Source organism: Microcoleus sp. PH2017_08_TRC_O_A (genome assembly GCF_020738665.1).
GTDB lineage: Bacteria > Cyanobacteriota > Cyanobacteriia > Cyanobacteriales > Microcoleaceae > Microcoleus.
The window spans coordinates 53,079-77,424 of record NZ_JAEQCE010000043.1 but is presented as its reverse complement, the minus strand read 5'-3'; the positions used below and the strand labels follow the sequence as shown (position 1 = coordinate 77,424).

At 45.7% G+C, this 24,346-nt stretch carries 20 protein-coding genes and 1 tRNA gene; 8 read left to right on the top strand and 13 right to left on the bottom strand.

Features of this window, described 5'->3' with window-relative positions; all coding sequences use genetic code 11:
* Positions 1 to 589 precede the first annotated feature (589 nt).
* The 3 genes from JGK22_RS17030 to murA form a co-directional block, all read right to left on the bottom strand.
* Positions 590 to 671: transfer RNA gene (locus tag JGK22_RS17030), tRNA-Leu, on the bottom strand.
* Entirely contained in the window at positions 650 to 1,522 is an 873-nt protein-coding gene (locus JGK22_RS17025) for a M48 family metallopeptidase (protein ID WP_293185972.1), read from the bottom strand. Before JGK22_RS17025 ends, JGK22_RS17030 begins: the two co-directional genes overlap by 22 nt.
* A 172-nt stretch (positions 1,523 to 1,694) precedes the next feature.
* Positions 1,695 to 3,110 (bottom strand): UDP-N-acetylglucosamine 1-carboxyvinyltransferase, encoded by a 1,416-nt coding sequence (gene murA, locus JGK22_RS17020; RefSeq protein ID WP_293208277.1) that lies wholly within the window; start codon positions 3,108 to 3,110, stop codon positions 1,695 to 1,697.
* Positions 3,111 to 3,617: 507 nt separating this feature from the next.
* Between murA and JGK22_RS17015 the strand changes: the two genes are divergently transcribed.
* The 6 genes from JGK22_RS17015 (at position 3,618) to JGK22_RS16990 (ending at position 12,323) form a co-directional block, all read left to right on the top strand.
* Positions 3,618 to 3,962 (top strand): hypothetical protein, encoded by a 345-nt coding sequence (locus tag JGK22_RS17015; RefSeq protein WP_293185971.1) that lies wholly within the window; start codon positions 3,618 to 3,620, stop codon positions 3,960 to 3,962.
* Positions 3,949 to 7,767 (top strand): chromosome segregation protein SMC, encoded by a 3,819-nt coding sequence (smc, locus tag JGK22_RS17010; protein ID WP_293313253.1) that lies wholly within the window; start codon positions 3,949 to 3,951, stop codon positions 7,765 to 7,767. The genes JGK22_RS17015 and smc overlap by 14 nt, the downstream gene beginning before the upstream one ends.
* A 451-nt stretch (positions 7,768 to 8,218) precedes the next feature.
* Complete coding sequence (locus JGK22_RS17005) at positions 8,219 to 9,235, top strand: PRC-barrel domain-containing protein (RefSeq protein ID WP_293185969.1); 1,017 nt, start codon at positions 8,219 to 8,221, stop codon at positions 9,233 to 9,235.
* Between the two features lie 200 nt (positions 9,236 to 9,435).
* Positions 9,436 to 9,753, top strand: coding sequence for a DUF433 domain-containing protein (locus JGK22_RS17000; protein ID WP_293185968.1), 318 nt, complete (start codon positions 9,436 to 9,438; stop codon positions 9,751 to 9,753).
* Entirely contained in the window at positions 9,750 to 10,097 is a 348-nt protein-coding gene (locus JGK22_RS16995) for a DUF5615 family PIN-like protein (protein WP_293193411.1), read from the top strand. Before JGK22_RS17000 ends, JGK22_RS16995 begins: the two co-directional genes overlap by 4 nt.
* A 393-nt stretch (positions 10,098 to 10,490) precedes the next feature.
* A complete protein-coding gene (locus JGK22_RS16990) occupies positions 10,491 to 12,323 on the top strand; it encodes a DUF6798 domain-containing protein (RefSeq protein WP_293313251.1) in 1,833 nt (610 codons plus the stop codon).
* A gap of 280 nt (positions 12,324 to 12,603) precedes the next feature.
* Here the strand turns inward: JGK22_RS16990 and JGK22_RS16985 are convergent, their stop codons facing one another.
* The 4 genes from JGK22_RS16985 to rfbC form a co-directional block, all read right to left on the bottom strand.
* Positions 12,604 to 13,578 carry a glycosyltransferase family 2 protein gene (locus JGK22_RS16985; RefSeq protein ID WP_293208265.1) on the bottom strand — a complete coding sequence of 325 codons (975 nt, stop codon included), beginning with the start codon at positions 13,576 to 13,578 and terminating at the stop codon, positions 12,604 to 12,606.
* Positions 13,579 to 13,710: 132 nt separating this feature from the next.
* A complete protein-coding gene (locus JGK22_RS16980) occupies positions 13,711 to 15,519 on the bottom strand; it encodes a hypothetical protein (protein WP_293193408.1) in 1,809 nt (602 codons plus the stop codon).
* 158 nt (positions 15,520 to 15,677) lie between these two features.
* Positions 15,678 to 16,559: a dTDP-4-dehydrorhamnose reductase gene (gene rfbD / locus JGK22_RS16975; RefSeq protein ID WP_293198747.1), complete on the bottom strand. Its 882-nt coding sequence runs from the start codon at positions 16,557 to 16,559 to the stop codon at positions 15,678 to 15,680.
* Positions 16,560 to 16,562: 3 nt separating this feature from the next.
* Positions 16,563 to 17,108: a dTDP-4-dehydrorhamnose 3,5-epimerase gene (gene rfbC, locus JGK22_RS16970; protein WP_293198749.1), complete on the bottom strand. Its 546-nt coding sequence runs from the start codon at positions 17,106 to 17,108 to the stop codon at positions 16,563 to 16,565.
* Positions 17,109 to 17,158: 50 nt separating this feature from the next.
* Here rfbC and JGK22_RS16965 point away from each other — a divergent pair, with 50 nt between their 5' ends.
* Positions 17,159 to 17,833: a methyltransferase gene (locus JGK22_RS16965; protein WP_293198751.1), complete on the top strand. Its 675-nt coding sequence runs from the start codon at positions 17,159 to 17,161 to the stop codon at positions 17,831 to 17,833.
* Between the two features lie 9 nt (positions 17,834 to 17,842).
* On the opposite strand, the gene JGK22_RS16960 is transcribed toward JGK22_RS16965, so the two are convergent.
* From JGK22_RS16960 to JGK22_RS16935, 6 genes are all read right to left on the bottom strand, one after another.
* A complete protein-coding gene (locus JGK22_RS16960; RefSeq protein ID WP_293185956.1) occupies positions 17,843 to 17,968 on the bottom strand; it encodes a hypothetical protein in 126 nt (41 codons plus the stop codon).
* 315 nt (positions 17,969 to 18,283) lie between these two features.
* Positions 18,284 to 18,910: a WD40 repeat domain-containing protein gene (locus JGK22_RS16955; protein WP_293313249.1), complete on the bottom strand. Its 627-nt coding sequence runs from the start codon at positions 18,908 to 18,910 to the stop codon at positions 18,284 to 18,286.
* The gene (locus tag JGK22_RS16950; RefSeq protein WP_293313247.1) at positions 18,861 to 22,673 is read right to left on the bottom strand and encodes an NACHT domain-containing protein; all 3,813 of its coding nucleotides are present in this window, start codon (positions 22,671 to 22,673) and stop codon (positions 18,861 to 18,863) included. Before JGK22_RS16950 ends, JGK22_RS16955 begins: the two co-directional genes overlap by 50 nt.
* Positions 22,674 to 22,945: 272 nt before the next feature.
* Positions 22,946 to 23,341 (bottom strand): NUDIX domain-containing protein, encoded by a 396-nt coding sequence (locus JGK22_RS16945; protein ID WP_293198993.1) that lies wholly within the window; start codon positions 23,339 to 23,341, stop codon positions 22,946 to 22,948.
* 63 nt (positions 23,342 to 23,404) lie between these two features.
* Positions 23,405 to 23,590, bottom strand: a complete 186-nt coding sequence (locus tag JGK22_RS16940) for a CopG family transcriptional regulator (protein WP_293185950.1) — start codon at positions 23,588 to 23,590, stop codon at positions 23,405 to 23,407.
* Positions 23,591 to 23,674: 84 nt separating this feature from the next.
* Entirely contained in the window at positions 23,675 to 23,863 is a 189-nt protein-coding gene (locus tag JGK22_RS16935) for a hypothetical protein (protein ID WP_293185949.1), read from the bottom strand.
* Between the two features lie 197 nt (positions 23,864 to 24,060).
* Here JGK22_RS16935 and JGK22_RS16930 point away from each other — a divergent pair, with 197 nt between their 5' ends.
* The gene (locus tag JGK22_RS16930) at positions 24,061 to 24,294 is read left to right on the top strand and encodes a hypothetical protein (RefSeq protein ID WP_293185947.1); all 234 of its coding nucleotides are present in this window, start codon (positions 24,061 to 24,063) and stop codon (positions 24,292 to 24,294) included.
* Positions 24,295 to 24,346 lie beyond the last annotated feature (52 nt).

The window sequence follows — 24,346 nt, the reverse complement described above, 5'->3', positions numbered from 1 at the left end:
TCCGTTGGTGCCGCACCCTTAGAAGTATTGAAAGAGTATATTAGAAATCAAGAAAAGCCGTCCTAAAAGGACGGGGCTTGTATCCCATTTTCTTGGTCACTCAATCGCAATGAATGAATCCATGTATGCAAAGCATCAGGCAACTAATACTCGTATCGCGACAATAGACAGCATGACGAATCGCCAATTGCCTCTAGAAGGTGCGCTCAAAGCTTTAGTAAGAATCGGAATTACGCCCGAGACGTTAGCACTTGTAAGTGAAATTTATGGGCTACAGATAGATGATTTACTGTCCTTGATTACACCTTGACATCTAACCCCCCTCCCTAACCTTATTCGCCCTTAACCGGGCGGTTTTTTGTACCTGTTCTCCCTCTATTCCCAGCTTGGCTAGCCAGCGCCGGAATAGGGGGCAGGCAAAACAAAACCCGTCCGGTTAAGGGCGGGTCATAAATCTTAACATTAGGGGCGGTTATGCCTCTTTTTTTTCGTTAAACTGAAAGACGAGATGAGCGAAAAATGAGCGGAAATTATCAACCAGAGATTGAGTGAGATTCCTAAATGGCGTAGCCATAAGCTGTCTGAGCAATGGGCGGAGAGAGAATCGAACTCTCATACCTTTCGGTGTCAGATTTTGAGTCTGATGCGTCTACCAATTTCGCCACCCGCCCTTTTTGGTGGTTTCACCATCATAACACGCCGATCGACTTTCTGCAAGCAAAGATTCATAATTTTTTGAACTTGCCCAGCGATCGATCTCTTTGGCGCGCAATACTGGTACAGGATGGGACAACTGAGCCGTTTGAGCTTGCTTGAGCATTTCCCCGAGTTCCGTGCTACTGAGGTCGTCGTAGGCCCGCGCTTGCGCCAAAAACGCATCGAGATTCAGTTTCGGTGCTAACGTCGGCGAACCTCCGGCCAGTTTCATCAGCACTGATGCTACCACTCTGGGGTCTTGGGTGGCGAGTAAGGCGGCGCGATCGCACGTAAATTCTGCACAGCGCAACCATTCCAACATTTGCGTCTGCAAACCCTGGGCGAATACGGTTCCCAAAGGCGAAATTTGACCGGCGGCCAATACAATTAAATTAGCCAGAGTCAGATAAACTCCGTGTTCGCACTTCAAATGTCCCAACTCGTGAGCGATTACGGCTTTCACTTCCTCGTCGGTGAGCAAATCAATCAGCGAAGTGTGCATCACCACAAACGGCTGTTTTCCCCGCATCGCAAAGGTGTAAGCATTGGGCATCGGATGCTGGCGGACATAAAGCTGCGGTACTTCCAAATCCAGAGTTTTGCAAGCATCCACTAGCAATTGATGCAGGTGCGGCAGTTGATTTTCGCTGACTAGGACGCTGGAAGCCAGATTTTCGAGCATGAAAAACTGTTCGCCAAGTTGTCCCAGCAACTGCCGCACCATCAAATCTAGTCCGGGCAGTTGTTTGAGCGCGTTGGTGGCTTCCAAGTCCAGCGGGTGCCGAAACTGGTCTGCTTTTAAACCGATGAGCGGGATGTTTAACATTTTAGTCAGTTGGTCATTGGGCAGTTGGCAGTGGTTATTTGTTATTTGTTATTTGTTATTTATTATTTATTAGTTATGAGAACTAATAAATAATAACTCTTCGACCCTTCGACTAAGCGAGCGGGCACCGCAAATAACCGACAACCAATAACAAATAACCACTAACTACTAACTAACAGTTTAAACTCGATCGCACGGGATTGACAGGAGCCTCAGCCGTCGCCGGGTCTGTGCCCTCTTTGACTCGTCGCAACTTGGCTCCCAATTTTTGGAGTTTCATCTCTAACTGCTCGTAGCCCCGATCTAAATGCTGCAAGCTGCTGATGGTGGTGACACCATCGGCTGCAAGTCCCGCGATTACCAAAGCCGCCGAAGCCCGCAAATCTGTTGCGACTACGGGCGCACCCGACAGCATTGGGACTCCGCGCACTACGGCGACATTGCCTTTAACGCGAATGTCGGCGCCCATGCGGTTGAGTTCTGCTACGTGGCGCAAGCGGTTCTCAAATACGGTTTCTTTGATCAAGCTGTCTCCTTCGCTCAGCGTCAGCAAAGCCATAAACGGAGCTTGCATATCTGTGGAGAAACCCGGGTAAGGCAGAGTTTCGATGTCTGTGGCGGTGTGAATTTTGCCGGGAACTATCCGCACAATGTCGGATTCTACGATAATTTTCGCCCCCATTGTCTGCAATTTGGCAATAACTGCGGTCAGGTGGTCGGGAATTACCGACGACAAACTGATTTCTGAGTGAGTGATGGCTCCTGCTAATAAAAATGTTCCGGCTTCGATGCGATCGGGAATAATTGCATAGTCTACCGCGTGGAGTTTCTCAACTCCCGAAATGACGATCGTATTTGTGCCCGCGCCTTGAATTTTGGCTCCCATCGCACGGCAGAAATTCGCCAAATCGACGACTTCCGGTTCTTGAGCCGCGTTTTCAATTACGGTTTCTCCTTCCGCTAAAGTCGCCGCCATCATCAAAGTTTCAGTGGCGCCGACGCTGGGGTAGTCCAAATAAATTTTGGCTCCTTTCAAGCGGCGGTTCGGCCCTTTGACGTAAGCGTTAACAGTACCGTGATCGATGTGGACTTCGGCACCAAGGGCTTGCAGGCCCCGAACGTGGAGTTCTACGGGCCTGGCGCCGATGGCACAACCACCTGGTAATGGCACTTTGGCAAATCCCAAACGCGCTAGCAGGGGCCCGATGATGAAGAAGCTCGCCCGCAGTTGGCTGACTAATTCGTAGGGGGCTTGAGCATCCAGGAGGTTGCTGGCGTTGATGTCTAAAGTATCGCCATTCTGCTGTACTTTGACTCCTACAGCCGAGAGAATTTGCCCCATGCGGGCGACATCGACCAATGCGGGAACGTTGCGGATGTGGCAATCGTCAGGGCATAGTAGAGCTCCTGCCATGACTACTAAGGCCGAGTTTTTGGCGCCGCTGATTTTGACGTGTCCTTTCAGGGGCTGGCGACCCCAAATTTGTAATACTTGTTGGTCGCTTTCTGGTGAAGCGGACAGGTTAGATGAGTTTTGAGCTGGTGTAATGGGTTTGCCCTCCATAATGCGCTTCGTTACTTTATACATTAGTGAAATACCCAAACTAAACGAAATACCGTTATAGTTCGGGCTTCGTGTATCGTTTGCCGTTGCTCTGTTGGGTATACCCATTTCTGGGTATTCGTCACTGAAGACGATCCAAGTCTGACACAGCATCTCTGGCTTTTTACGGCCTTTATCCCGACCTAGGGAATCCACGCAGAAGCCCTGTTTCCCAAGGCAAAAAACTATTTTCGTACAACAAACTTGGATTATATTTTATGGTGGGACGTACCTTACCAACCAGCGGTCTGCTCTTTCCCCTTTTCTCTCGCAGTTGTCCGGGGCCAAGCATTTTACTGCTACTGTAGCCTGTTGTTTGCAGTCGAGTGGGTGGGTCGCAACCACTTATATCTTAGACTTTTGAGGAAATTGTCGCTTTTTTTTCATAGACCTTGCTTAGCTTATATCCCAATGCTGAATTGAGTACAATTACAGCGTGGGACTTACGCCAATTGAGTTAATTTTGGTTCGATTTTACCGGAAAGTTTTTATATGTCCAGGGGGGATGTTAAGAATTCCTGGTATTATACTTGCTCCCATTGTGGCTGGGTGAGGGTTTCAGGTTACGATCGCACGAATAATATCGATCAAGTCCTATGGAGTTATCTGTATCAAGATTTACTTTTGTTTGTGGTTGTCGATCGAGATGCAGATGTGGTGCTATTCTCAATAAGCTATTTTGTAGTACGGGCCGATGGGACGATCGACAAAGGTGTAGGATGTCAACTCGATCGACAATGCCGAGAAGTTCGCACGTTGTCGATCGCCCCAATGCCTGTGCTAACCTGTGACAACACCCTAGAGCCAAAGTTAGTGCTAGCAAATGGTTCACATTAAGCGGATCGAACTAACTAACTTTAAATCTTTTGGCGGCACAACGTCCATTCCCGTGCTGCCTGGTTTTACTGTGGTTTCCGGGCCCAACGGTTCAGGGAAGTCCAATATCCTCGATGCTTTGCTGTTTTGTCTGGGACTTTCGACTTCTAAGGGAATGCGGGCTGAACGTTTGCCGGATTTGGTGAACAGCGCCCAAAATAAGCGCGGTACGATTGAGGCTAGCGTGACTGCTACTTTTGCGCTGGAAGATGTGGGTGATGAATGGTTCGCTCAGGATGAAGATGAGGATGAGGATGAGGTAGAAAAGGCAGCGGATGATTTGTCTGTTGAGTCTGTTGAAGCAGAAGACGTAGAAGCAGTCGAAATTCCAGAAACTGAAGACAACAACGGACAATCATCAAATCCAAAATCCAAAATCCAAAATCCAAAATCGGATGAGTTATCTGTTGAAGAAGTCGAAGAAATAGAAATCGCCACCAGTCAAGAAAACAACGGACAACTACTCGCTAACAATCGAAAATCCAAAATCGAAAATCGAAAATCGGATGAGTGGAGTGTGACGCGCAAACTCCGAGTCACTCGTCAAGGAACTTATACGTCAAATTATTACATTAATGGCGCACCTTGCACGCTGACTCAACTGCACGAACAACTTAACCGTTTGCGAATTTATCCCGAAGGTTATAACGTTGTTTTGCAAGGAGACGTTACTAGCATTATTTCGATGAATTCTAAGGAACGCCGCGAAATTATTGATGAATTGGCAGGTGTGGCTCAATTCGATCGCAAAATCTCTCTCGCACGGCAGAAGTTGGATGAAGTTAAGGAAGTTGAAGAACGCAGCGGGATTGTGGAAAAAGAACTGATTTCTCAGCGCGATAGACTGGCGAACGATCGCGCAAAAGCGGAAAAATATCAAAAGTTGCGGGCGGAATTTCAAGAGAAGTCGCAGTGGGAAATTGTTCTCAAGTTCCGTCAGTTGCAAAAGCAAGAGTGGAAACTGCGCGAACAAATCGAAACGGGCGATCGCAATTCTACATCTCTCACCGAACAATTGCAAGCCATTACCACCCAAATTCAAGCTGCAACCGCTGAACTTGACGCGCTGAATGCTCGCGTTAAAGCTTTGGGCGAGTCGGAATTGTTGGCTTTGCAAGCAAGTATTGCCACTCAGGAAGCGGAACGGCGGCAACTCCAAAATCGCAAACAGGATTTGGAAACAACTGCTGGACAAATGGCGGCTAATATAGCACAAACTGAGGAAGAAGTGCGGCAGTTTCGGCAAAGTTTGGAGCAAATTGAGATTGAAATATCCTATGTGATGTCTCAAATAGGTACTTTTCAGGAACAGCGCGACGCCGCCCAACAAAGTTTAGATCAGAGTCGGGAAGTTGCAAATGCGATCGCCTCGACGGCCGAAGTTTGGGTACAGCAACAAACGGAACTGCACCGCCAAATCGAGACAATTCAGCAAACTTTGGAGCCGCAGCGCACCGAACAAGCTACTATTGGCGAAAGAGCCGATCGCCTGCAAAGTCAAATTCAAGAACAAAACCAATCGCTGCAAGTATTGGAACAGGAAATTACAGCAAAAAAAGTTCAGCAATCAAGTCTTGGGGAAACCCAAAAAGTTGCGGCTTTGCAAGTAGAATCGCTGAATCAGATTGTAGTCGCAGCCGAACAAGAATTGCAATTGCAACAGGAAACTCAAACTCGTTTGCTGGAAGAACAGCGGGAAAGACAGCGCAAGTTAGATAAGCTAGAAGTGCAGTTTCAAGCCCAGCAAGAAGCGAGCGGCACGTTTACTGCAAAAATTATCGCACAAAGCGGAATTGGCGGAGTTTGTGGCTTGGTGGCTCAACTGGGCAGGGTGGAACCGCGCTTTCAGTTGGCGCTGGAAATTGCGGCGGGCGGCCGCATGGGTAATATGGTGGTGGAAAATGACAGTGTGGGTGCTGCTGCGATCGAATTGTTGAAGCAAAAACGGGCGGGAAGAATGACGTTTTTGCCTTTGAATAAGATTAGGGGCGGCAGGTTTTCGGTGAATGAAAATTTGCGACGGGCGGCTGGATTTCTGGATGCGGCTGTGAATTTGATTGAGTGCGATGCGCGCTATCAGGAGATTTTTGCTTACGTTTTTGGCAGTACGGTGGTGTTTAGCAATCTTACTGATGCCCGCCGCTATTTGGGACAGTACCGGATTGTCACTTTGGATGGGGAAATTCTGGAAACTAGCGGCGCGATGACTGGGGGAAGTTCTACTAATAGATCTACCTTGCATTTTGGTACGGTTGATGCTAGTGATGCTGGGGATGAAGCGCGGACAATTGCTGCTTTGCAAGAACGTATTGAGGAAATTGAGCGGATTTTGGAACGGTGCAAAATTGCGATCGATCGCGCTGCTGTTGCTGTCAAAACTCGCAGTCAAGAATTGATGGAGGCGAAGCAGAATTTGCGCGAACATCAGTTGCGCTTGGAACAGTTGGAGTCGGAAATAAAGAATTTGCAAGCGCAACAAGAACAAGTGCGATCGCAAATTGCTAAAAATACTCAGGAATTGACTGATTCGCGATCGCGATTGCAGTTGCTTGCGAGGGAATTGCCCGCACAGGAAACTCAATTGCAGCAGTACCGCCAAACTTTGGCGCAGTTGGAAGAGTCGAACAGTCACAGCGAATGGCAGCAAATGCAGTCGGGTTTGCGCGCTCAAGAAGCGCAACTGCAAGAGCGCGAATTGGCTCTGAGAAACGCCCAGCAGCGCCAAGGAGACTTGCAAAATCAATTCGGGCGCTTGGAAGAGAAAATTAAGGAAGGCAGCGAGAAATTGCAGGAATGGCAAGTGCAGCAAAATGCGGGAACTGATGCTGTAAATCGCATTGTTTCGCAGCAGTTGGAACTCGACGCACAGATTGCAGCAGCTAAGGCGGCTTTGGCCCAAATTGAGGAGAAATTGGGTTTGGAGAAGGGAGAACGCGATCGCGCGGAATCGCAACTGCGAGAGCAACATTTGGCAAAACAACAGTTACAATGGCAGTTGCAAAAACTGCACGAAACTCAGCAAGAACGCCGGGAACAATTAGCCGCCGTCCGCACTCTCATGGAAACGCAGCGAGCGGAAATGCCCGATCCGGTGCCGTCGATTCCTGAAAATGTAGAGAAAGCCAATTTGACGGAATTGCAGCAAGAAGTAAAGGCGATCGCCAAACGCATTCAAGCTTTAGAACCGGTGAATATGCTAGCATTGGAAGAGTACAACCGCACTCAAGAACGCCTGCAAGAATTGAGTCAAAAATTGACGACATTGGCAGGAGAACGCACTGAACTTTTGTTGAGAATCGAAAATTTTACCACGCTCAGGCGGCGCGCTTTTAAAGAAGCTTTCGATGCGGTTAACGAGAACTTCCAGACTATCTTTGCGGAACTTTCCGAAGGTGACGGGTATCTTCAGCTAGATGACCAGGAAGACCCCTTCAGCAGCGGTTTGAATTTGGTCGCTCACCCGAAGGGGAAACCCGTTCAGCGGCTGGCTTCCATGTCGGGAGGCGAAAAGTCGCTGACGGCGCTGAGTTTTATTTTTGCGCTGCAACGCTACCGCCCGTCTACGTTTTATGCTTTTGATGAAGTGGATATGTTTCTGGATGGGGCAAATGTGGAGCGATTAGCTAGAATGATAAAACGACAGTCTGAACAAGCCCAGTTTATTGTTGTGAGTTTGCGGCGACCTATGATTCAATCGGCTGAGCGTACAATTGGTGTTACTCAAGCGCGGGGAGCTTATACTCAGGTCATCGGACTTAAGTTGTAGTCCCGGAGTATCTGTTGATGATGGTGTTCAGTGATATACATATTTGTTGACACTCCTCGACCTGAAGGTACGAGGATTCTTGGCTCACCGAGACCACTTAAACTAGATTCCTTGCAGTATCTAGCTCAGAGGTGGGACTCTCCCCAAGCGTTAATTCGGGTATGCCCTACCCTATTTGCTTTTGAGCAAGTCCTGTTTCAATTTGAAGCAAATTCGCTTCAAATGCTGTGAGTCTAGCTCCTCTCAATCTTTTACCTACTGCGAGGTGGAGTCTAGAAAAATGCAGTAGAACCGCTTAGATTCAATTTTCAAGGTTCAGCGCTTTGTCTTTCGACAGCTAGGTTTTTAGAGTGGTTGATTACCTTTCCGCTACTACAAGCATAAAGCAAAGCCGTGCTAAAGGCACGGGGTTTTAGACCCATTCTTATGGTAAATCAGGATTAAAGTTAGAATGACATCAGAACAAATTTGCCAACGCTCCGATATTCTCGGCACTCAGGTCATCACCCGCGACAGAGGTAAGCGCTTGGGTGTCGTCAGTCAATTGTGGGTGGACATCGATCGCCGGGAAGTTGTGGCGATCGGTCTGCGTGATAATATATTTGCGATCGCTGGACTACCAAAGTTTATGTTCCTCAGCAATGTCAGCGAAATTGGCGACGTGCTGTTGGTGGAAGATGAAAGTGCGATCGAAGATGATGTTGATGTTGAAGTCTACAGCATTTTGATTAACAGCGAAGTGATTACCGAAACCGGCGAACTTTTGGGAAGGGTGCGGGGCTTTAGATTCGACCCGGAAGACGGTAAGTTAGTTTCTATCGTCATCGCTTCCCTCGGAATCCCCCAAATCCCCGACCAAGTTCTCAGTACCTACGAGTTGGGGATTGAAGAAATTGTCAGCAGCGGCCCCAACCGCTTGATTGTATTTGAAGGTTCCGAGGAAAGGCTGAGGCAGCTTAGCGTGGGTTTGCTAGAGCGCGTCGGTTTGGGACAAGCACCTTGGGAACGCGACGAGGAGGAACAAGGCTATTATCCCAAACCTGTGGCTACAGACCATCAATTGGGCCCGGGCGTGCGGATTCCTGCACCGGAAATGCGAAGCCGAGTAGCAGCACCCGTGGTAGAAGAGGTTCCTTGGGATGAGGATTCCCAGTGGAATCGCCCACCGGTACGACAGCAGCAGATGCGCGCGATGCCGCAGCCTCAGCAGATAGACGATTATGATGAGTATGAAGAGGATAATTGGGGCGGCGAGGACGATTACGAGGAAGACGAGTACGAAGAGAAGCAGTACAGCCCTCAGGTTTCTCGCCCGAAGGAGCCTGTCGTGGTGGAGTACGAGTACGAGGATGATGTGGAGGCGGATGCTTGGGCTGACGATGAAGCATCGAAGCCTTACCAGGCTCCTCGGGTGAATATCCCTGAGAAGACTAAGACTCCTGAGTACGAGGAAGAGCCTGGTTATTAGGATTAATCCACTGGTTGAAACCAGTGGTTTAACATAGGAAATCCCTGTCCGAGAAAATCCTGGAAAGCCCGCTGTTGCGGGTTTTGTTTTGATATTATGTGATGTGCAGTTGCGTGTTTGTAGTGAGGACTTTAGTCCTCATCTCAAAGGACTAAAGTCCTTTGAGTATAATTAAATTGCATTCATTAACGAGGTAAATTATGCCGCTAACTGCAACCGAATACAAATATGTGGAATTAGATGAGAAGAACGTTCCTCTCATCGCCGGAACCACAATGAAAGTGATTGAATTAGTACAAGCTCATATCGCTTACGGGTGGAGTCCAGCGGAGTTGCACCTCAACCACCGCTATTTGACAATGAGCCAAATTCATTCTGCTTTTGCTTATTATTGGGATCACAAACAAGAGCTTGATGCAGATATGCAGCGCAGGTTTGAGTATGCCGAAAAGTTGCGATTAGAGGCTGGCGAATCTGCTTTGGCTAAGAAACTGCGTGCCCAGGGACTAATTAAATGAGCATAGCGCTATATATGGACGAACATATCCACTTGGCAATTACGGTGGGATTGCAGTTTCGGGATGTAGATGTTCTGACGGTTCAAGACGACGGTAGAACAGGTATGCCCGACACTATTATACTCGATCGCGCAGCCGAGCTTCAGCGCGTTGTTTTTACCCAAGATGAGGATTTTTTAGCCATAGCAAACCGTCGCCAGCAAGAAGGAATAAATTTTGCTGGCGTCATCTACGCTCACCAACAAAGTGTAACTGTTGGTGATTGTATTCGTGACTTGGAAATCATCGCTAAGGTTAACGAATCTGAAGATTTAGCTAACTGCGTGCAGTACCTGCCTTTGTAGCAAAACCCGAAATAGCGATCGTCCCAGTCCGTGATATCATATCTAGTGATTTCATTTGCAATATTCCGGCAGGAGCAGATTTATTAAATCTCTACCTTATATTACAGATACTGGTTAAGTTAGCAAAGGATGTCATTGCGAGCGAGCGAAGCAATCGCAGAGACTATGACGCTTCTCGATTAACTGATGTGCGCGCGGAGCAATTGCTTGTTTAACTGAACAGTATTGGCTTATGTTACATATACTGGTTAAGCCATCCTACAAAAACTATAGATATAAATTCGATCCTGCTTTCGCTCTTTTTCCTCCTCTGAATCCTCTGCGCCTCTGCGGCTCACAAAAAAGCCCCTTCACAAATATATTTAATATCAGCTCAAAAAAAATGAACCGTCAATGCAGAAAACTGAAAAATCAAACAGGAATTTTAATCTATCTCTCTATACTGTTATCATCATCGCTTCATTCATAGCAGTAGGGTATAAGTTCCCGATAGGAGGCAACTTTCCCGAATTGCCACAAATCCAATCCCTGCTCAATCCTGAACTCTACAAAAATGACTATCACGTTCAGGAAATGGTTAAATTAAATCCGAGATACTATTATTATCATATCATTTATTTGTTAGCAAGCCTAGGGTTAAGCATCCCCTTAGTACATTTTATTTATCAATTCCTAGCCTTTAGTTCAGTTATCCTAGCTTGTCGGGCAATTATCAGAATATATACTAATTCACAACTGCCCGTAGCAGCAATGAGTTTCTTGTGTTTAGCCGCATCATTTACGGATGTGGGAAACACGCTGATATTTTCCACAAAATCAGTACCGAGTACCTTCGCAATGGGTGTCGCAATCTGGGGAATTTATTTTAGTTTGCGTCAGAAATGGCTGACAGGATATTTCTTTTTTGGATTGGCTTGTTTGCTGCAATTTTTAGTGGGTTTGCTGCCGGGATTGATGATGATTCCGGTTTTACTGATAGAATCTGTAAGAGAGCGGCAGTTCAAAACGTTGATTTGGGCGATCGCACTTTTAGCAGCAATGTCAAGTATAGTGTACGTACCCATGTTATTGACAGGTACTACCGGCACTCAAACCATCGACAATGCCGAGTTTGTATTCATCCACGCCAAAGTCCGCAATCCTCACCACATCCTCCCGTCAAATTGGACTATTGGGAATTGGTTCAACTTTATATGTTTCATCAGTGGCGGCTTGCTGTGCATCAAAAATACCGACTTACTCCAAAAAGAAGACAAGATTAATTTTTACATAATTGTTGGCACGTCAATTTTCGCACTGTGCCTAAACTACGTATTTGTAGAAGTTTACCCGCTGGCTTTAATCGCCAAACTGCAATTGGCGAGAACCGTTCCATTTGCTCAGTTAATTATATTTATTGCTGTTAGTTTAACCGTCGAGAAGCTTTACACAAATAAAAAGATAGCTGTTAGCTTGTTGCTGCTCTCTGTACTAACTTTGCCTTTTCGAGGTGTAATTTTCCTCGGATTATCAGTTTGGCAAACCAGAAATTACGTATTTCCCAAGAGATACAATATATTGCTGTGGATTTTTACAGCAGTAACGTTAATTGTTAGTTTGATATATCCGGTGACTGATTCGTGGGAAATAATCGGCAATCGCCTAATTAGCATACCTATCCTCTTTTCAATTCTTGCCTTGCCTTTCATTTTAGAACAAACATCTATATCTACACCACTCACACAAATAGTAACCCATATTTTAGCCTTGGCAACTACCGCCATCTTAGTTTTTGGAGTAGCAGGAATTTTACCAAAGCCAATGTTAGAAACCTTTCAAAAAAGAGTTAATATTAATGTAGTTCCCAGCGACGACTTAAACAGATTAGCTTTACACTTTTCGCAAATTAGCAATCAAGATGCACTCATATTAATTCCACCTTCAGTTACCAGCTTCCAGTTTTACTCTCAGAGAGCGATAGTAGTTAATTTCAAGAATTTTCCCTTGACAGAAACAGGAATCAAAGAGTGGCAAAATCGCATGGAAGCTGTTTTGGGAGTTCCCTTAAACCCGCAAATGATTTGGGGAGGGAACGACTTATTCAGCCGTCGCAGCAGTGCGGATTTAGTCAAAGTAGCCCAAAAATATCATGCCGATTATATCCTGACTCGCAGCGATTGGCATCCAAACATTGAAGGAGAAATAGTAGATAAACAAGGCAAATGGATAATCTTTAAAATCCGATAATATCAAATGTGGTTCAACCGCAATTTCCCGGGGAATAGAATTCGCGGCTATACAAACAAAGTCCGCCTTCGCAGACTGAAGAAAAAGAGAGATAATTTTACTCGTTACCAGTTCATTTAGTCATATCGTTTCCCGTTGTATCGGAATGATTTAACCGCAGAGAGCGCAGAGAGCGCAGAGAGATGAATACAGGAGGAGAATGCTACTGGATTTGATATGAGGCTTTGCGCGGGCGAAAGTTTGTATAGAAGCGGTTTCAACCGCCGAATCTTATCAACAGTTAAATATCAAAACCCGAATCATCAATAATTTCGCAAATCTGCTTATCCACATAATCAGCAGCCACATTCCGCGCAATCAACTCAGCCAAAATCCCCAAAGAAATCAACTGCACCGACAGAATTGTACACAAAATCCCAAAAAATAGCAAAGGTCGATTCCCGATCGGCCCAAAGTGCATCCCGGCTAAATTCAGAAACCAAATCACAATCAAATAACTCAGCGAAAAAGTTCCCACCAAGCCAAAACACAACCCCAATCCGCCAAACAAATGACCCGGTTTGTGCAAATATTGCGTCGTCGCCAACACCGTCAACAAATCAATAAATCCCCGCGCGTAGCGTTCCCAGCCATAATTGGATTTGCCATGTTTGCGCGGATGGTGTTCGACAACTACTTCGCCAATTTTAAAACCTAAATTATTTGCTAATGCTGGAATATAGCGGTGCAATTCCCCGTACAATTTAATCGAATGCAAAACCTCCCGGCGATAAGCCTTGAAACCGCAATTCATGTCGTGCATTTGCACCCCAGTCAGCAAACACGCAACTGTATTAAACAAGCGGGAAGGTAAAGTTTTAGAAAGCGGGTCGTTGCGCTTTCTTCGCCAACCGGAAACTAAATCAAATCCCAATTCTAAATGATCTAAAAATTTGGGAATTTCGGCGGGATCGTCCTGTAAATCTGCATCGAGAGTAAAGATAATTTTCCCGGCTGCATTGCGAAATCCCGCTGAAAGTGCGGAGGATTTGCCAAAATTGCGCCGCATTCTTATCGCTTTAATTCGTTGGGGAAATTGACCAGCTAAATCGGCAATTTCTCGCCAAGAAGCATCGCGGCTACCATCGTCTATGAAAATAACTTCGTAACTTGCGATTCCTGTTTGGGACATGACGATGGTAATTTTTTCAAACAGTAATTTCAGTGTTGCTTCTTCATTGTGAACGGGAATTACAAAGCTGAGATCTTTTTGCATAGCTGATTTTTGTAAGTGTTATTGATTAGAGAAGATTGCAAAAGTCCTTTTAATCATTTTTGGGGGACGGGCTAGAAGCCCATCCCACAATTTTTTGTTTTATTGTGGGATGGGCTTTGAGCATCGTCCCAATTATTTTTGCAAGATGTCTATCGCTTGGGAGTTTCGCAAAGCTACCCAACCTTCGCGGTTTTTGAATGAAGCATAGGCTGTCAATAATTTATCTGTTGGCGATGTTTGAATGTATCCTCTCCAAGCTGCGGATTCGTAGGCTACCCCAAATAAGTTAACTAAGTCGGGGCGGGGAAATCCTGACATAGCGAAACCTCGAACTACATTTTCTTGGTTGAGAATGACAATACATTTTACATGATTTTCGGGATCTCCTACCCAACCAATTACTCTGGCGGCGGCTGGTGCGAGTTTGGTGATTGTATCAAAATATCCGGGTACTCCGTCTTTGGGGGCTGAGAGTAAATTCGGGTCGATTTTTGTGTCTAATGCTGCACAAAAGTTGTATTTTTTGATGTCTCGATTGAATGGTACTAAGTTGTTAGTTTTTAAGGCATCGATTAACCCGACAAATGCGGCGGGTTTGTTTCCTACTCTCTCTTTAATTAGGGTGATGTCGGTGATGCCTAATTGCAATGATAGTGCTACTAGCGGTTGATAGGTTGCTCTGCGGGCGATCGCCATTGCAGTTTCGCCTCCCACCCCGTACATTAAAATGACGGCTGCTATCACGACTGCAAACAGCGGTGTCAGCCATCGTCCTTGGATTCTCGGTGTGGGCTGTAACTCGCGTACCGCAAGCACTATGAGGATAATTGTACTCATCCAAAACAAGGCTGGGAGTGTGGCGTAGCGGGAAGCGGTAGCCTGTTCGACTCCAAATCCCGATCGACTAACTGCGGCCATTAAAGCCGTTTGCAGGGTGTACAATTGGATGGACAGCCAAGGCAGCCAATTTTGGCGATTTCCTACAGGATAGCCAAGCTGCACAGACTTTTTTACCAATAGCCAATAACCCACAAAACCCGTTACAGCAATCAAACCAATTATACCAATAATTGACGCAACAATAATGTTTTCGGTAAAAATACCCCCGAGATAAATCGGAATATATTCGAGAGTTTTCAGCGGATTGATTTTAGTTAAAGAAGGATGATTGGACGGAGTTTTGTAAGTTAAGAAATAAATACCAATCACCGCAATCGAAGCAGCAAAATACAAATAAGTTATCCGCCGAGGAAACCGAAGCACAATCGCAGCCCCACACAATATCGGCCACAAACCTAAAGGAGTGCTGTAACTAATACAACCTAAAATCCCAAAAACAATACTACCAATTACCCACTTGTTTTGTTGCCATCCCTCATTCCCAATCTTTGCCGGAGAATGAATACCTAAAGGTTGTGCTTCTCTGCTATTTAATAATAAATTAACATAGGATTGCAAACAAAATATCGAACAAATTACAAATAAATTAGCAATAATCCAGTGGACGCCACTGAATCCCCGCATCCAGTTGTGTGCCGCCGCCGGAGTAAAATTAAAAATAGAAATACACAGGATGACTGAGATAAATTGTAGTGGAAAATTCCTTAATCTTAAAGGTAGTAAAGCAATCAAGACATAGCACTGAATCCAAGCCAAAAACCAAGCAATCAAACATAAACCAATATTTGAACCTTGGGTGATAATAATATTCAAGCCATAGATAATCGCCGGAATCAAGACAAAATGCTCATTCGCCCGAAATATCCAATTAAAAGGATTTGTAGAGAAACCGTCTACTGAATAAAAATTCCAAGTCATCCACCAATAATCAAAATTAGACAAGTCTCCCGCTTGGGATATCAAGTACAAAATATATGACGCTGGTATGAGAATGCCGATAACTGAGGTGATAATTAAAACATATTGGTTCTTGATTTTCATGAATTCGGAGATAGATATTTTTAAAGATTTACTCAATTATTTATTTCACTTATTTAATGGTTGTTAGCCCCTACCTAGAAGGCAAATTGTTTTTAAGGCGGGGTTTAAATCCCGTCTTAAAAACTTCGGGCATCTGTCACTCGCACATCTGTCAACTGTCAACTGTCAACTGTCAACTGTTTAACCAGCATTTGTCTGAGCCCTTGCCGCCAGTGGGGAGGATAGGTTCCCAGAAGTGCTGATATTTTTACTGTGGAAAGTACAGAAAAAGCGGGACGTTTTGCGGGTGTGGGATATTCGGCGGTGGTGATGGGAATTACGCGCTTAATTTTGAGGGGAAAGCCGAGTTTCTCTGCTTCTTCAAAAATGGCGATCGCAAAATCGTACCAACTACACACACCGCTGTTAGTATACTGGTAAGTCCCAAAACTTTCTAGCCCAAGCAGAGGGATGATTTGGGCAGTTGCAGCCCCCAAATCTGCCGTCGAAGTTGGACTTCCAATCTGATCTGCTACTACCCGAAGTTCTTCCCTATCTTTGCCCAATCTCAGCATGGTTTTGACAAAGTTGCCTTTGCCGCCGTTACCGTAAACCCAGGCGGTTCTAATAATAATATGTCGGTTTCCCGCTTTTCTAATTGCTTCCTCGCCTGCTAATTTGGACTTCCCGTAAATTCCCAATGGGTTTGTAGAATCTGTTTCGAGATAGGCAGAACCGCTGCTACCATCAAATACGTAATCAGTGGAAAAGTGGATTAAACTTGCTCCCAGTTTCTCACATTCTTCGGCGAAGATTCCGGGTGCGATACCGTTGACTGCGTGGGCTAAGTCTGCTTCGGTTTCGGCTTTGTCCACCGCAGTGTAAGCGCCGGCATTCACTACTACATCCGGTTGAATGTCAGCCATTGCTTGACGGATGGTTTCGGGTTGGGATAAATCGACGGAAGTGCGATCGACTGAAATGACCTCTCCCACAGATAATAGTATGGGCTGTAATTCTTGAGCTAGCTGTCCGCTACCGCCTGCGAGTAAAATTTTCATTATCTAAAACACTTGAGCTCTTTTCAATGTTTGTCCGGCTTTGTCTTTAGGTGATAAAATTGGTTCAGCACCATCTAGCGGCCAGGCGATCGCCAAATCAGGGTCATTCCATACAATACACCGCTCGTGTCCCGGTGCATAGTAGTCTGTAGTTTTGTACAAAACTTCAGCAATGTCTGATACTACTAAAAAACCGTGAGCAAATCCCGCCGGCACCCAAAATTGCCGCTTATTTTCAGCACTAATCAAACAGCCCACCCACTGTCCGAAAGTCGGCGAACTTTTTCTAATATCCACCGCCACATCATATATTTCGCCCGCAACAACCCGCAGCAATTTACCTTGAGGGTGCTGCATTTGGTAGTGCAAACCGCGCAGCACATTTTTAGAAGACTTGGAATGATTGTCTTGCACAAAATCTGCCGTCACGCCTGTTTTTTCGACAAAAGCTTGGTGATTGAAACTCTCAAAAAAGAAACCGCGATCGTCTCCGAAAATTTTAGGCTCAATTATCAGAACATCCGGTATTTCTGTAGATATAACATTCATAGTTGGCTGTATCGCGTGATAAACTTATACTCAGTCTATGCTATCTTACTATGAAAACTGACACATATCTCAAAAAATTGTATGCAAACCGATTTGATTCCCGACAGATGCAAGCCAAGGTGGCACTTTGGAAAGTTTTAATTGACGAATTTTTACAAGATTATGTTCCTCCAGAATCGGCTGTTTTAGATATTGGCGGCGGTTACTGCGAGTTTATCAATCAAATTCGAGCGGGCGAAAAATGTTTAATTGACCTGAATCCCGATTCCAAGTTATTTGCTGATGCTGATGTCAAGGTGCTGAATATTGATGTGCTTAATTTAGATAATTATACTTCTTTTAACGAACAGTTCGATCGCATTTTTATCTCGAACTTTTTTGAACATCTCCGCAGCAAAGAAGAACTTATCCAAATTATCTCATTTTGCTTTGAAGCACTGAAGCCGGAGAGTTCTCTCTTAGTTATCCAACCAAATTTTAAATATTCTTTCAAAGAGTATTACGATTTTATCGACCATCAATTACCGATTACCCATTTATCGCTGCAAGAGCTTTTACAAACTGTCGGGTTTGAAATAGACCTAATTATACCGAGGTTTTTACCATTTTCGACGAAAGGGCGGCCGGCTTCGCCTTTGATGTTAAAAATTTACTTGAAATTGCCTTTTTTGTGGCGGTTTTTGGGAGGGCAAATGTTTGTTAAAGCATCGAAACGAAACAATTGAGGCAAAAACTCACGATCGCAATATTATGCCCGATCCGACTGAATTCGATCGCCAATAAGTGCGATCGCCCTTAATATTATACCAGAACAGGTTGATGAAATTAGGTAGAAACCGGGTTTTTGGCAAAATCCCCATCGCAGCCTTAAATCTCCGAAAAACCCGGTTTCTTTAAATTTGATCGCCCTCCAAAATCTGCCGGGGCGGGTTTATGAAATCAATCGTATTGTATCGTAAACCTTGGCGAACCCGCCCCTACGAAAATCAGATAAAAATTGGTTCAATCGCCCGAATTTAACATCATAAAATGTTCGGTAAATTCACAATTATTGTAGGGGCGGGTTCGCCAAGATATCCGATCGAAACTATCAATCTATGAAACCCGCCCCCACCCAACAAATAAGCCCGTGAAGCGAAGCTATCCCGTAGGGAATCGCCCTTATTATTGCATCTCTACAAAGCGCGATCGCACACAGCCCCTAAAGATGCGATCGTCGCTTTTTCAGCCTCCGTCAAACCCGTAACGCCCGCGATATTCATACCCTCATAAGGTCCTTCAGCTATCAGCGTTTTGATGCACTCACCAGTCTTGACATCCCAAAGCTTAATAGTTGCATCAAAGCTGCCACTAGCCAAAATTTTACCGTCTGGACTGAATGCAACTGAACTTGCAGTATCGCTATGACCTTGAAAAGTTTGAAGGCATTCACCGCTGTGGCAATCCCATAATTTTATAGTGCGATCGGCACTGCTACTAGCCAGGGTTTTACCATCTGGACTAAATGCAATCGACCATACAAAATTGCTATGACCTTGCCAAGTTTCAAGGCATTCACCGCTATGGCAATCCCACAACTTTACAGTTCGATCGGCACTGCTACTAGCCAGGGTTTTACCATCTGGACTAAATGCAATCGACCATACAAAATTGCTATGACCTTGCCAAGTCTCAAGGCATTCACCACTGTGGCAATCCCACAACTTTACAGTTCGATCACTACTGCTACTAGCCAAAGTTTTACCGTCTGGACTAAAGGCAACTGAAACTAGCCAAAGTTTTACCGTCTGGACTAAAGGCAACTGAATTTACCAAATCGCTGTGACCTTGCCAAGTTTGGAGGCATTCACCAGTTTGGCACTCCCATAACTTTACAGTTCTGTCACCACTACCGCTAGCCAGAGTTTTACCCTCTGGACTAAATGCAACTGAGTTTACCCTATTGCTATGACCTTGCCAAGTTTGGAGGCATTCACCGCTGTGGCAATCCCACAACTTTACAGTTCGATCGGCACTGCTACTAGCCAAATTTTTACCGTCTGGACTAAATGCAATCGACCACATTAAATTGCTATGACCTTGCCATGTTTGGAGGCATTCACCGCTGTAACAATCCCACAACTTTACAGTTCGATCGGCACTACTACTAGCCAGGGTTTTACCGTCTGGACTAAATGCAATCGACCATATTAAATTGCTGTGACCTTGCCAAGTTTGGAGGCATTCACCGCTGTAACAATCCCACAACTTTACAGTTCGATCACCACTACCACTAGCTAGAGTTTTACTATCTGGACTGAATGCTACTGAACGTACCCAATCGCTGTGACCTTGCCAAGTTTGGAGGCATTCACCGCTGTGGCAATCCCACAACTTTATGCTTTGGTCACTACTACCACTAGCCAGGGTTTTACCATCTGGACTAAATGCAACTGAAAGTACCGCATCACCGTGACCTTGCCAAGTCTGGAGGCATTCACCACTGCGACAGTCCCACAACTTTACAGTTTGGTCACTAGCGCCACTAGCTAGAGTTTTACCGTCTGAATTAAATGCAACTGAATTTACCCAATCACTGTGACCTTGCCAAGTTTGGAGGCATTCACCGCTGTGGCAATCCCACAATTTTATAGTTTGGTCACTGGCGCCACTAGCTAGAGTTTTACCGTCTGGACTAAATGCGACTGAGTTTACCCAATCACTGTGACCTTGGCAAGTCTGGAGACATTCACCGCTGTGGCAATCCCACAACTTTACAGTTTGGTCACTAGCGCCACTAGCTAGAGTTTTACCGTCTGGACTAAATGCAACTGAACGTATCCAACTGCTATGACCTTTACAGGTCAAAATTTCTCTTCTGCTAGCAACTTCCCAACAACGAACCATGCCATCTGAACCACCTGTAGCTAACAGTTTGCCATCTGGACTAAATGCTAATGCGAAAAGTGAACCGAAAGCTTTAATAAATTTAGACTCACTCAAATTCGCCCCAGCAAAATTGACACGCCGCAAACTAGCATTAGAAAAATCCGCACCTTTAATTACAGCCCCCGATAAATCTCTCCCTTCCAAAGCAGCATTATCAACCTTCACCAATACCGTCGCCGCATTCCCACCGATATAACCAACTTCCTCCTCAGTTTTACCTTTCGTCGCCTCCAAAACTTCCAACAGTCGAGACTTAACCTCACCCAGAAACTCGGTTTTTGAAAGCATGGGCACCAGCAAATCCATCACCGCTTTCGTCAAAGGTTCCCGCCCAAAACTGTTGCGAAGTTGCCCTGAACTTTCACTCACAAAACCCTTCAAAGCCGGAATCGGCACAATATCACCTGTATTATCCACCTGACGGTTAAAATACCCCGACCAAGTATAATTCACCGACTCAAAAGAATTATCCAAATACAATTGTGCCTGCGATAACCCCGTAAAATCAGCAGGCAAAACTCCCAACTCCGCCGCCAACTTATACGCTACAAAAAACTCCAAAAGCGACCTATGTGCCGGAGAATAATCCCCCTCAGCATTGCGAATTAACATGGTTTGACCCATCATGTCGTAATGCCAGTGGTCTAAGTCCTTTTCTGCTTGCACCGCAGCCCCAAACAAGCGGCGAATCCTGTCTGGAAACAGCCGATAATTCAAACTCATCTGGTCAGTTGATAGCATTTCCCAGGACAGTTCGCACAGGAAAAATAGTTTATCTGCCAGCGATGTAAACGTCCTTTCTGCCTTGATATCCCGTTCCATCTTCCGGCGCACCGCATACAAATATACCCGCGACATATCCACGGGTTTACCTGCTTGAATATCCGGCAATGATTCTAATATCAATTCCGCCATCACCGGCCTGCGCGCCAAATCCAATAACTGCGGACTGTTTATCACCTGTGCCACAGTTTCGGCATCGGCTTGGTGAGACAATACTTGACGAATTTGCTCGTCGTCGAATGCTGCTAATTCCAATACTTCAAACTGCGGTGTTTCTCCGCTGAGATTGGCAGTCGAAGCTTTTAATTCCGCATTCAATAAAGCGCGTCCTTCTTTGGCTTCTGGAAAGTGTTCTGTCCGGCAGGTTAAGATTACTTTCGCACCGGGAACAATCACCTTTGCTAGTTCCCAGAAGTTGTTAATTGTTTGTTGTCGATCGCACTTCGCGGCCATTTCATCAAATCCGTCAAAAATCAACAGCAACTTCCCCATCCGATTCAGTTGATCGAACACCTCACTATTGAGGCGGATATTGTGCTGAGTAAAGAAGAAACCAGCCAAAACATTCTCAACATTCAAAGCTTTTGCATAGTCGCGCAAAGTGATAATTAAAGGCAACCGAGGCCGTTGAGTTCCTCTTTCCTTTGCCAGTTGGTAGCGCTGCAAAGCCGTCCAAGCATAGTGAAAAGCAAACCAAGTTTTCCCCGTCCCGAATTCGCCCAAAATCGAAATATGTTCTTTCGTCGGATCGTCCATCCACACGTCGATATAACCGTCAATCCAGCCGTCCTCTTCGCCGTAATAACTGGCATCAATTTGTCGCTTGTTAGCGCCATCGAACTCAGCTTTCGTACAACCGAGAGGCACGTATTTGCCATCGATTTGCCTGCGCTTAACTTCATTTTCCAACCAGTCGATATAGCCGCTAAAATCCGCATCCACATCAATCAATTCATCAAAAGTATAACAATCGAGATGGCGATTTTCTGGTTTGTCAACTTCCTTGCGGGCTGCTTTGGAAATCCGGCGCGCCGTCACCAGCCAACCTTCATCGGTTTTTTGCTTTTCTACCGACTGTCTCAGCGCCCCGACATCTTGAATTCCCGCTTCTCCCGCCATGCCGCGAATCAAAATGCGATCGAATCTGCCCCGCCTCACCGGAATCCGAATAATCCATTCAAAATAGCTATCTTCCCAAACCTGATACGGCTCAAAATCGTAGCCCAATATTTCAAACCAACCGCGCATCTGCTGCGCCAAAGCAAATTCTTGGGATTTTGCCGCAGTTTCTGTTGCTGCTGGTAAAGCCGGAGTATTTTCAACAGCCAATCGCGCCATTTCGGTGCGAATTCCTTCTAAAGTTGGGAGTCGATCGATCCTTTCTTGAACTGCTACAATCTGTTTGTGGACTGAATCAATCTGATGATTCGTCAAAGCTTCTTTCGGAGTGCGGGTGCGCTTGGTGACGGCGATAAAAACTGCGGAAAAAGCAGCAAATTCGCGCCGAATGTCAATCCCTAAATCTTTAATTTTATCTCCCAAAGCATAGGTATCGAGAAATTCTTCTCCTTGTGTGAGAAAAATAGCCGGAGAATTGCGATCGAATGCTTGACGAAAAGCTTGTTTAATTTCTGATTCCCGGAATAGTTCTAAAATTGGCTTGGGTTTGCCGATGCCGTATTCTACCAAAGTGTAGGCGTAAACGCTGCTAAAATCCGGCAGCGGGTGTTCGGGGTCGAGGTTAAATTTTTTGAGTAATTTGATGACTGTTTCGCTGCGCTGAAACTTATCTTTAATTATAGGATTGGCGATGCTGGTAAGTGCGCTGATAATCGGATCGAGAGGTATCATCATGCTGGCATTCCGAGGTAATTGGTGGGACAATAAAGAAGACGGCGGTTGAAACCGCGCCTACACAAACGAAGTCCGCCTCCGCGGACTGAAGAAAATAACATAATTGTAACCGTTCTTCAACCCGCGGAGGCGGGTTTTGTCTGTATAGACGCGGTTTCAACCGCCCGGTCTTCTAATAACATCAATATCCTCACGTTAGTTTCCGCAAATCCTGTTCGAGTGAAGTACGATCGCCCTTCAATGTAGCTTTTACCAAATCTTTAACCACAAGATTACTCCTGCGTCTTCAGCAAAACCGCGCTGCGCCCAGCGTAGGCGTCATGGATGCGTTCGACATGACTCGAAAACGTGTTGATAGGCAACTCCGAGGGCAGATACCACTTGATGTCATCTGCTTCTTCCGTCGTGTGCAGGCTACCCCCAACGACTTCACAGCGGAATGTAAACACCAAGTCCGATCGCACTGGTATAGCATAAATGCCGATCGCACCTATGACCTTAACCAGCAAACCAACCTCCTCTTCCACCTCACGGACAACCGCAGCCCACGGAGTTTCTGCCGCCTCAACCCTACCACCAGGCAAGTTCCAAGCATCCCTATCGGTGCGATGGCACAGCAGTACCTTGCCGCCGCTGTCAATAATCGCAAAAGCACCAATGGTGTGCATGGTTGACAAGCCTAATTGTTTTAATGAGTAGCAATGAAATTTTCAGTGAAGTGCGATCGACTTTCACTGCTGTGTATCCTGTTTTGCCTCAGTTTGCTGCTGTTGACGGTCTTCCAGTGCTTTGTCGATCGCCTTGCTAACAATCCATGAAACAGAACGTTCTTCAGAAGTAGCCCATTCCTCAAGAGCCTCCTTTTTTTCCTTGGTTACATACACAGCTATCAACTCAAGCTTACGCTTCCCGCCCATTAGGTTTTTCTCTTTTAAATTGACTCACATTTTAACTTCGATCCAATCTTTAACCAACTCACAGAGCGTTAATAGCTGTTGGATTCATTCTTTCACCTCCGGTGTAGATGCTTGTTGCTGTTCTTGACTTTGATACTCTTTAACACTTTTTTCAATCAGCTTTCCAGCCAGCCAAGATACGGATCGCTCGTCTTTCTCGGCCCATTCCTCTAATGCTTTGGCTATTTCAGGAGGGACGTAAGTGGTTACTCGTCTGAGGTTCTTCGGTGGCACGATCGTCTTTTTCTCATCACTGCTTTCTTTAACATTCTAGTTTTGCACGTTACCTCTTGACATAGGTTTACAAGCTATGTTAGCTTATCACAAGCGTACACCCAAGACCAAACCCCCACCGCTTCAGACTGCAATCGAGACGCGGCAGGGGTTTGGACTCCCACATTCAGGAGATAACCCTATTAGGAGATAACTGTATGATACCAACTCCCAAGTCCGTTCCCGAACTACTGCGCGAAGAAATTCCCAACGCGCCCGCCGACAAAAAACCCGTCCGCTTGCTGCTGTGCGGCACTCCCAAGGGCGTCAACTGGATCGTAGATATCCTGCAAATCTTGGGTTTTGCCAAGGTTGAGGAATGGAGCCCGCCTCTGGCCTCGCCGATTAGCGGTGAGATCATGCGGATTTTGACCCGCTATTTTGCTGAGTAGAAATTGATGGTGATGGCGATCGCCGATTGGAGCGATGGCTGTCACCTACGAA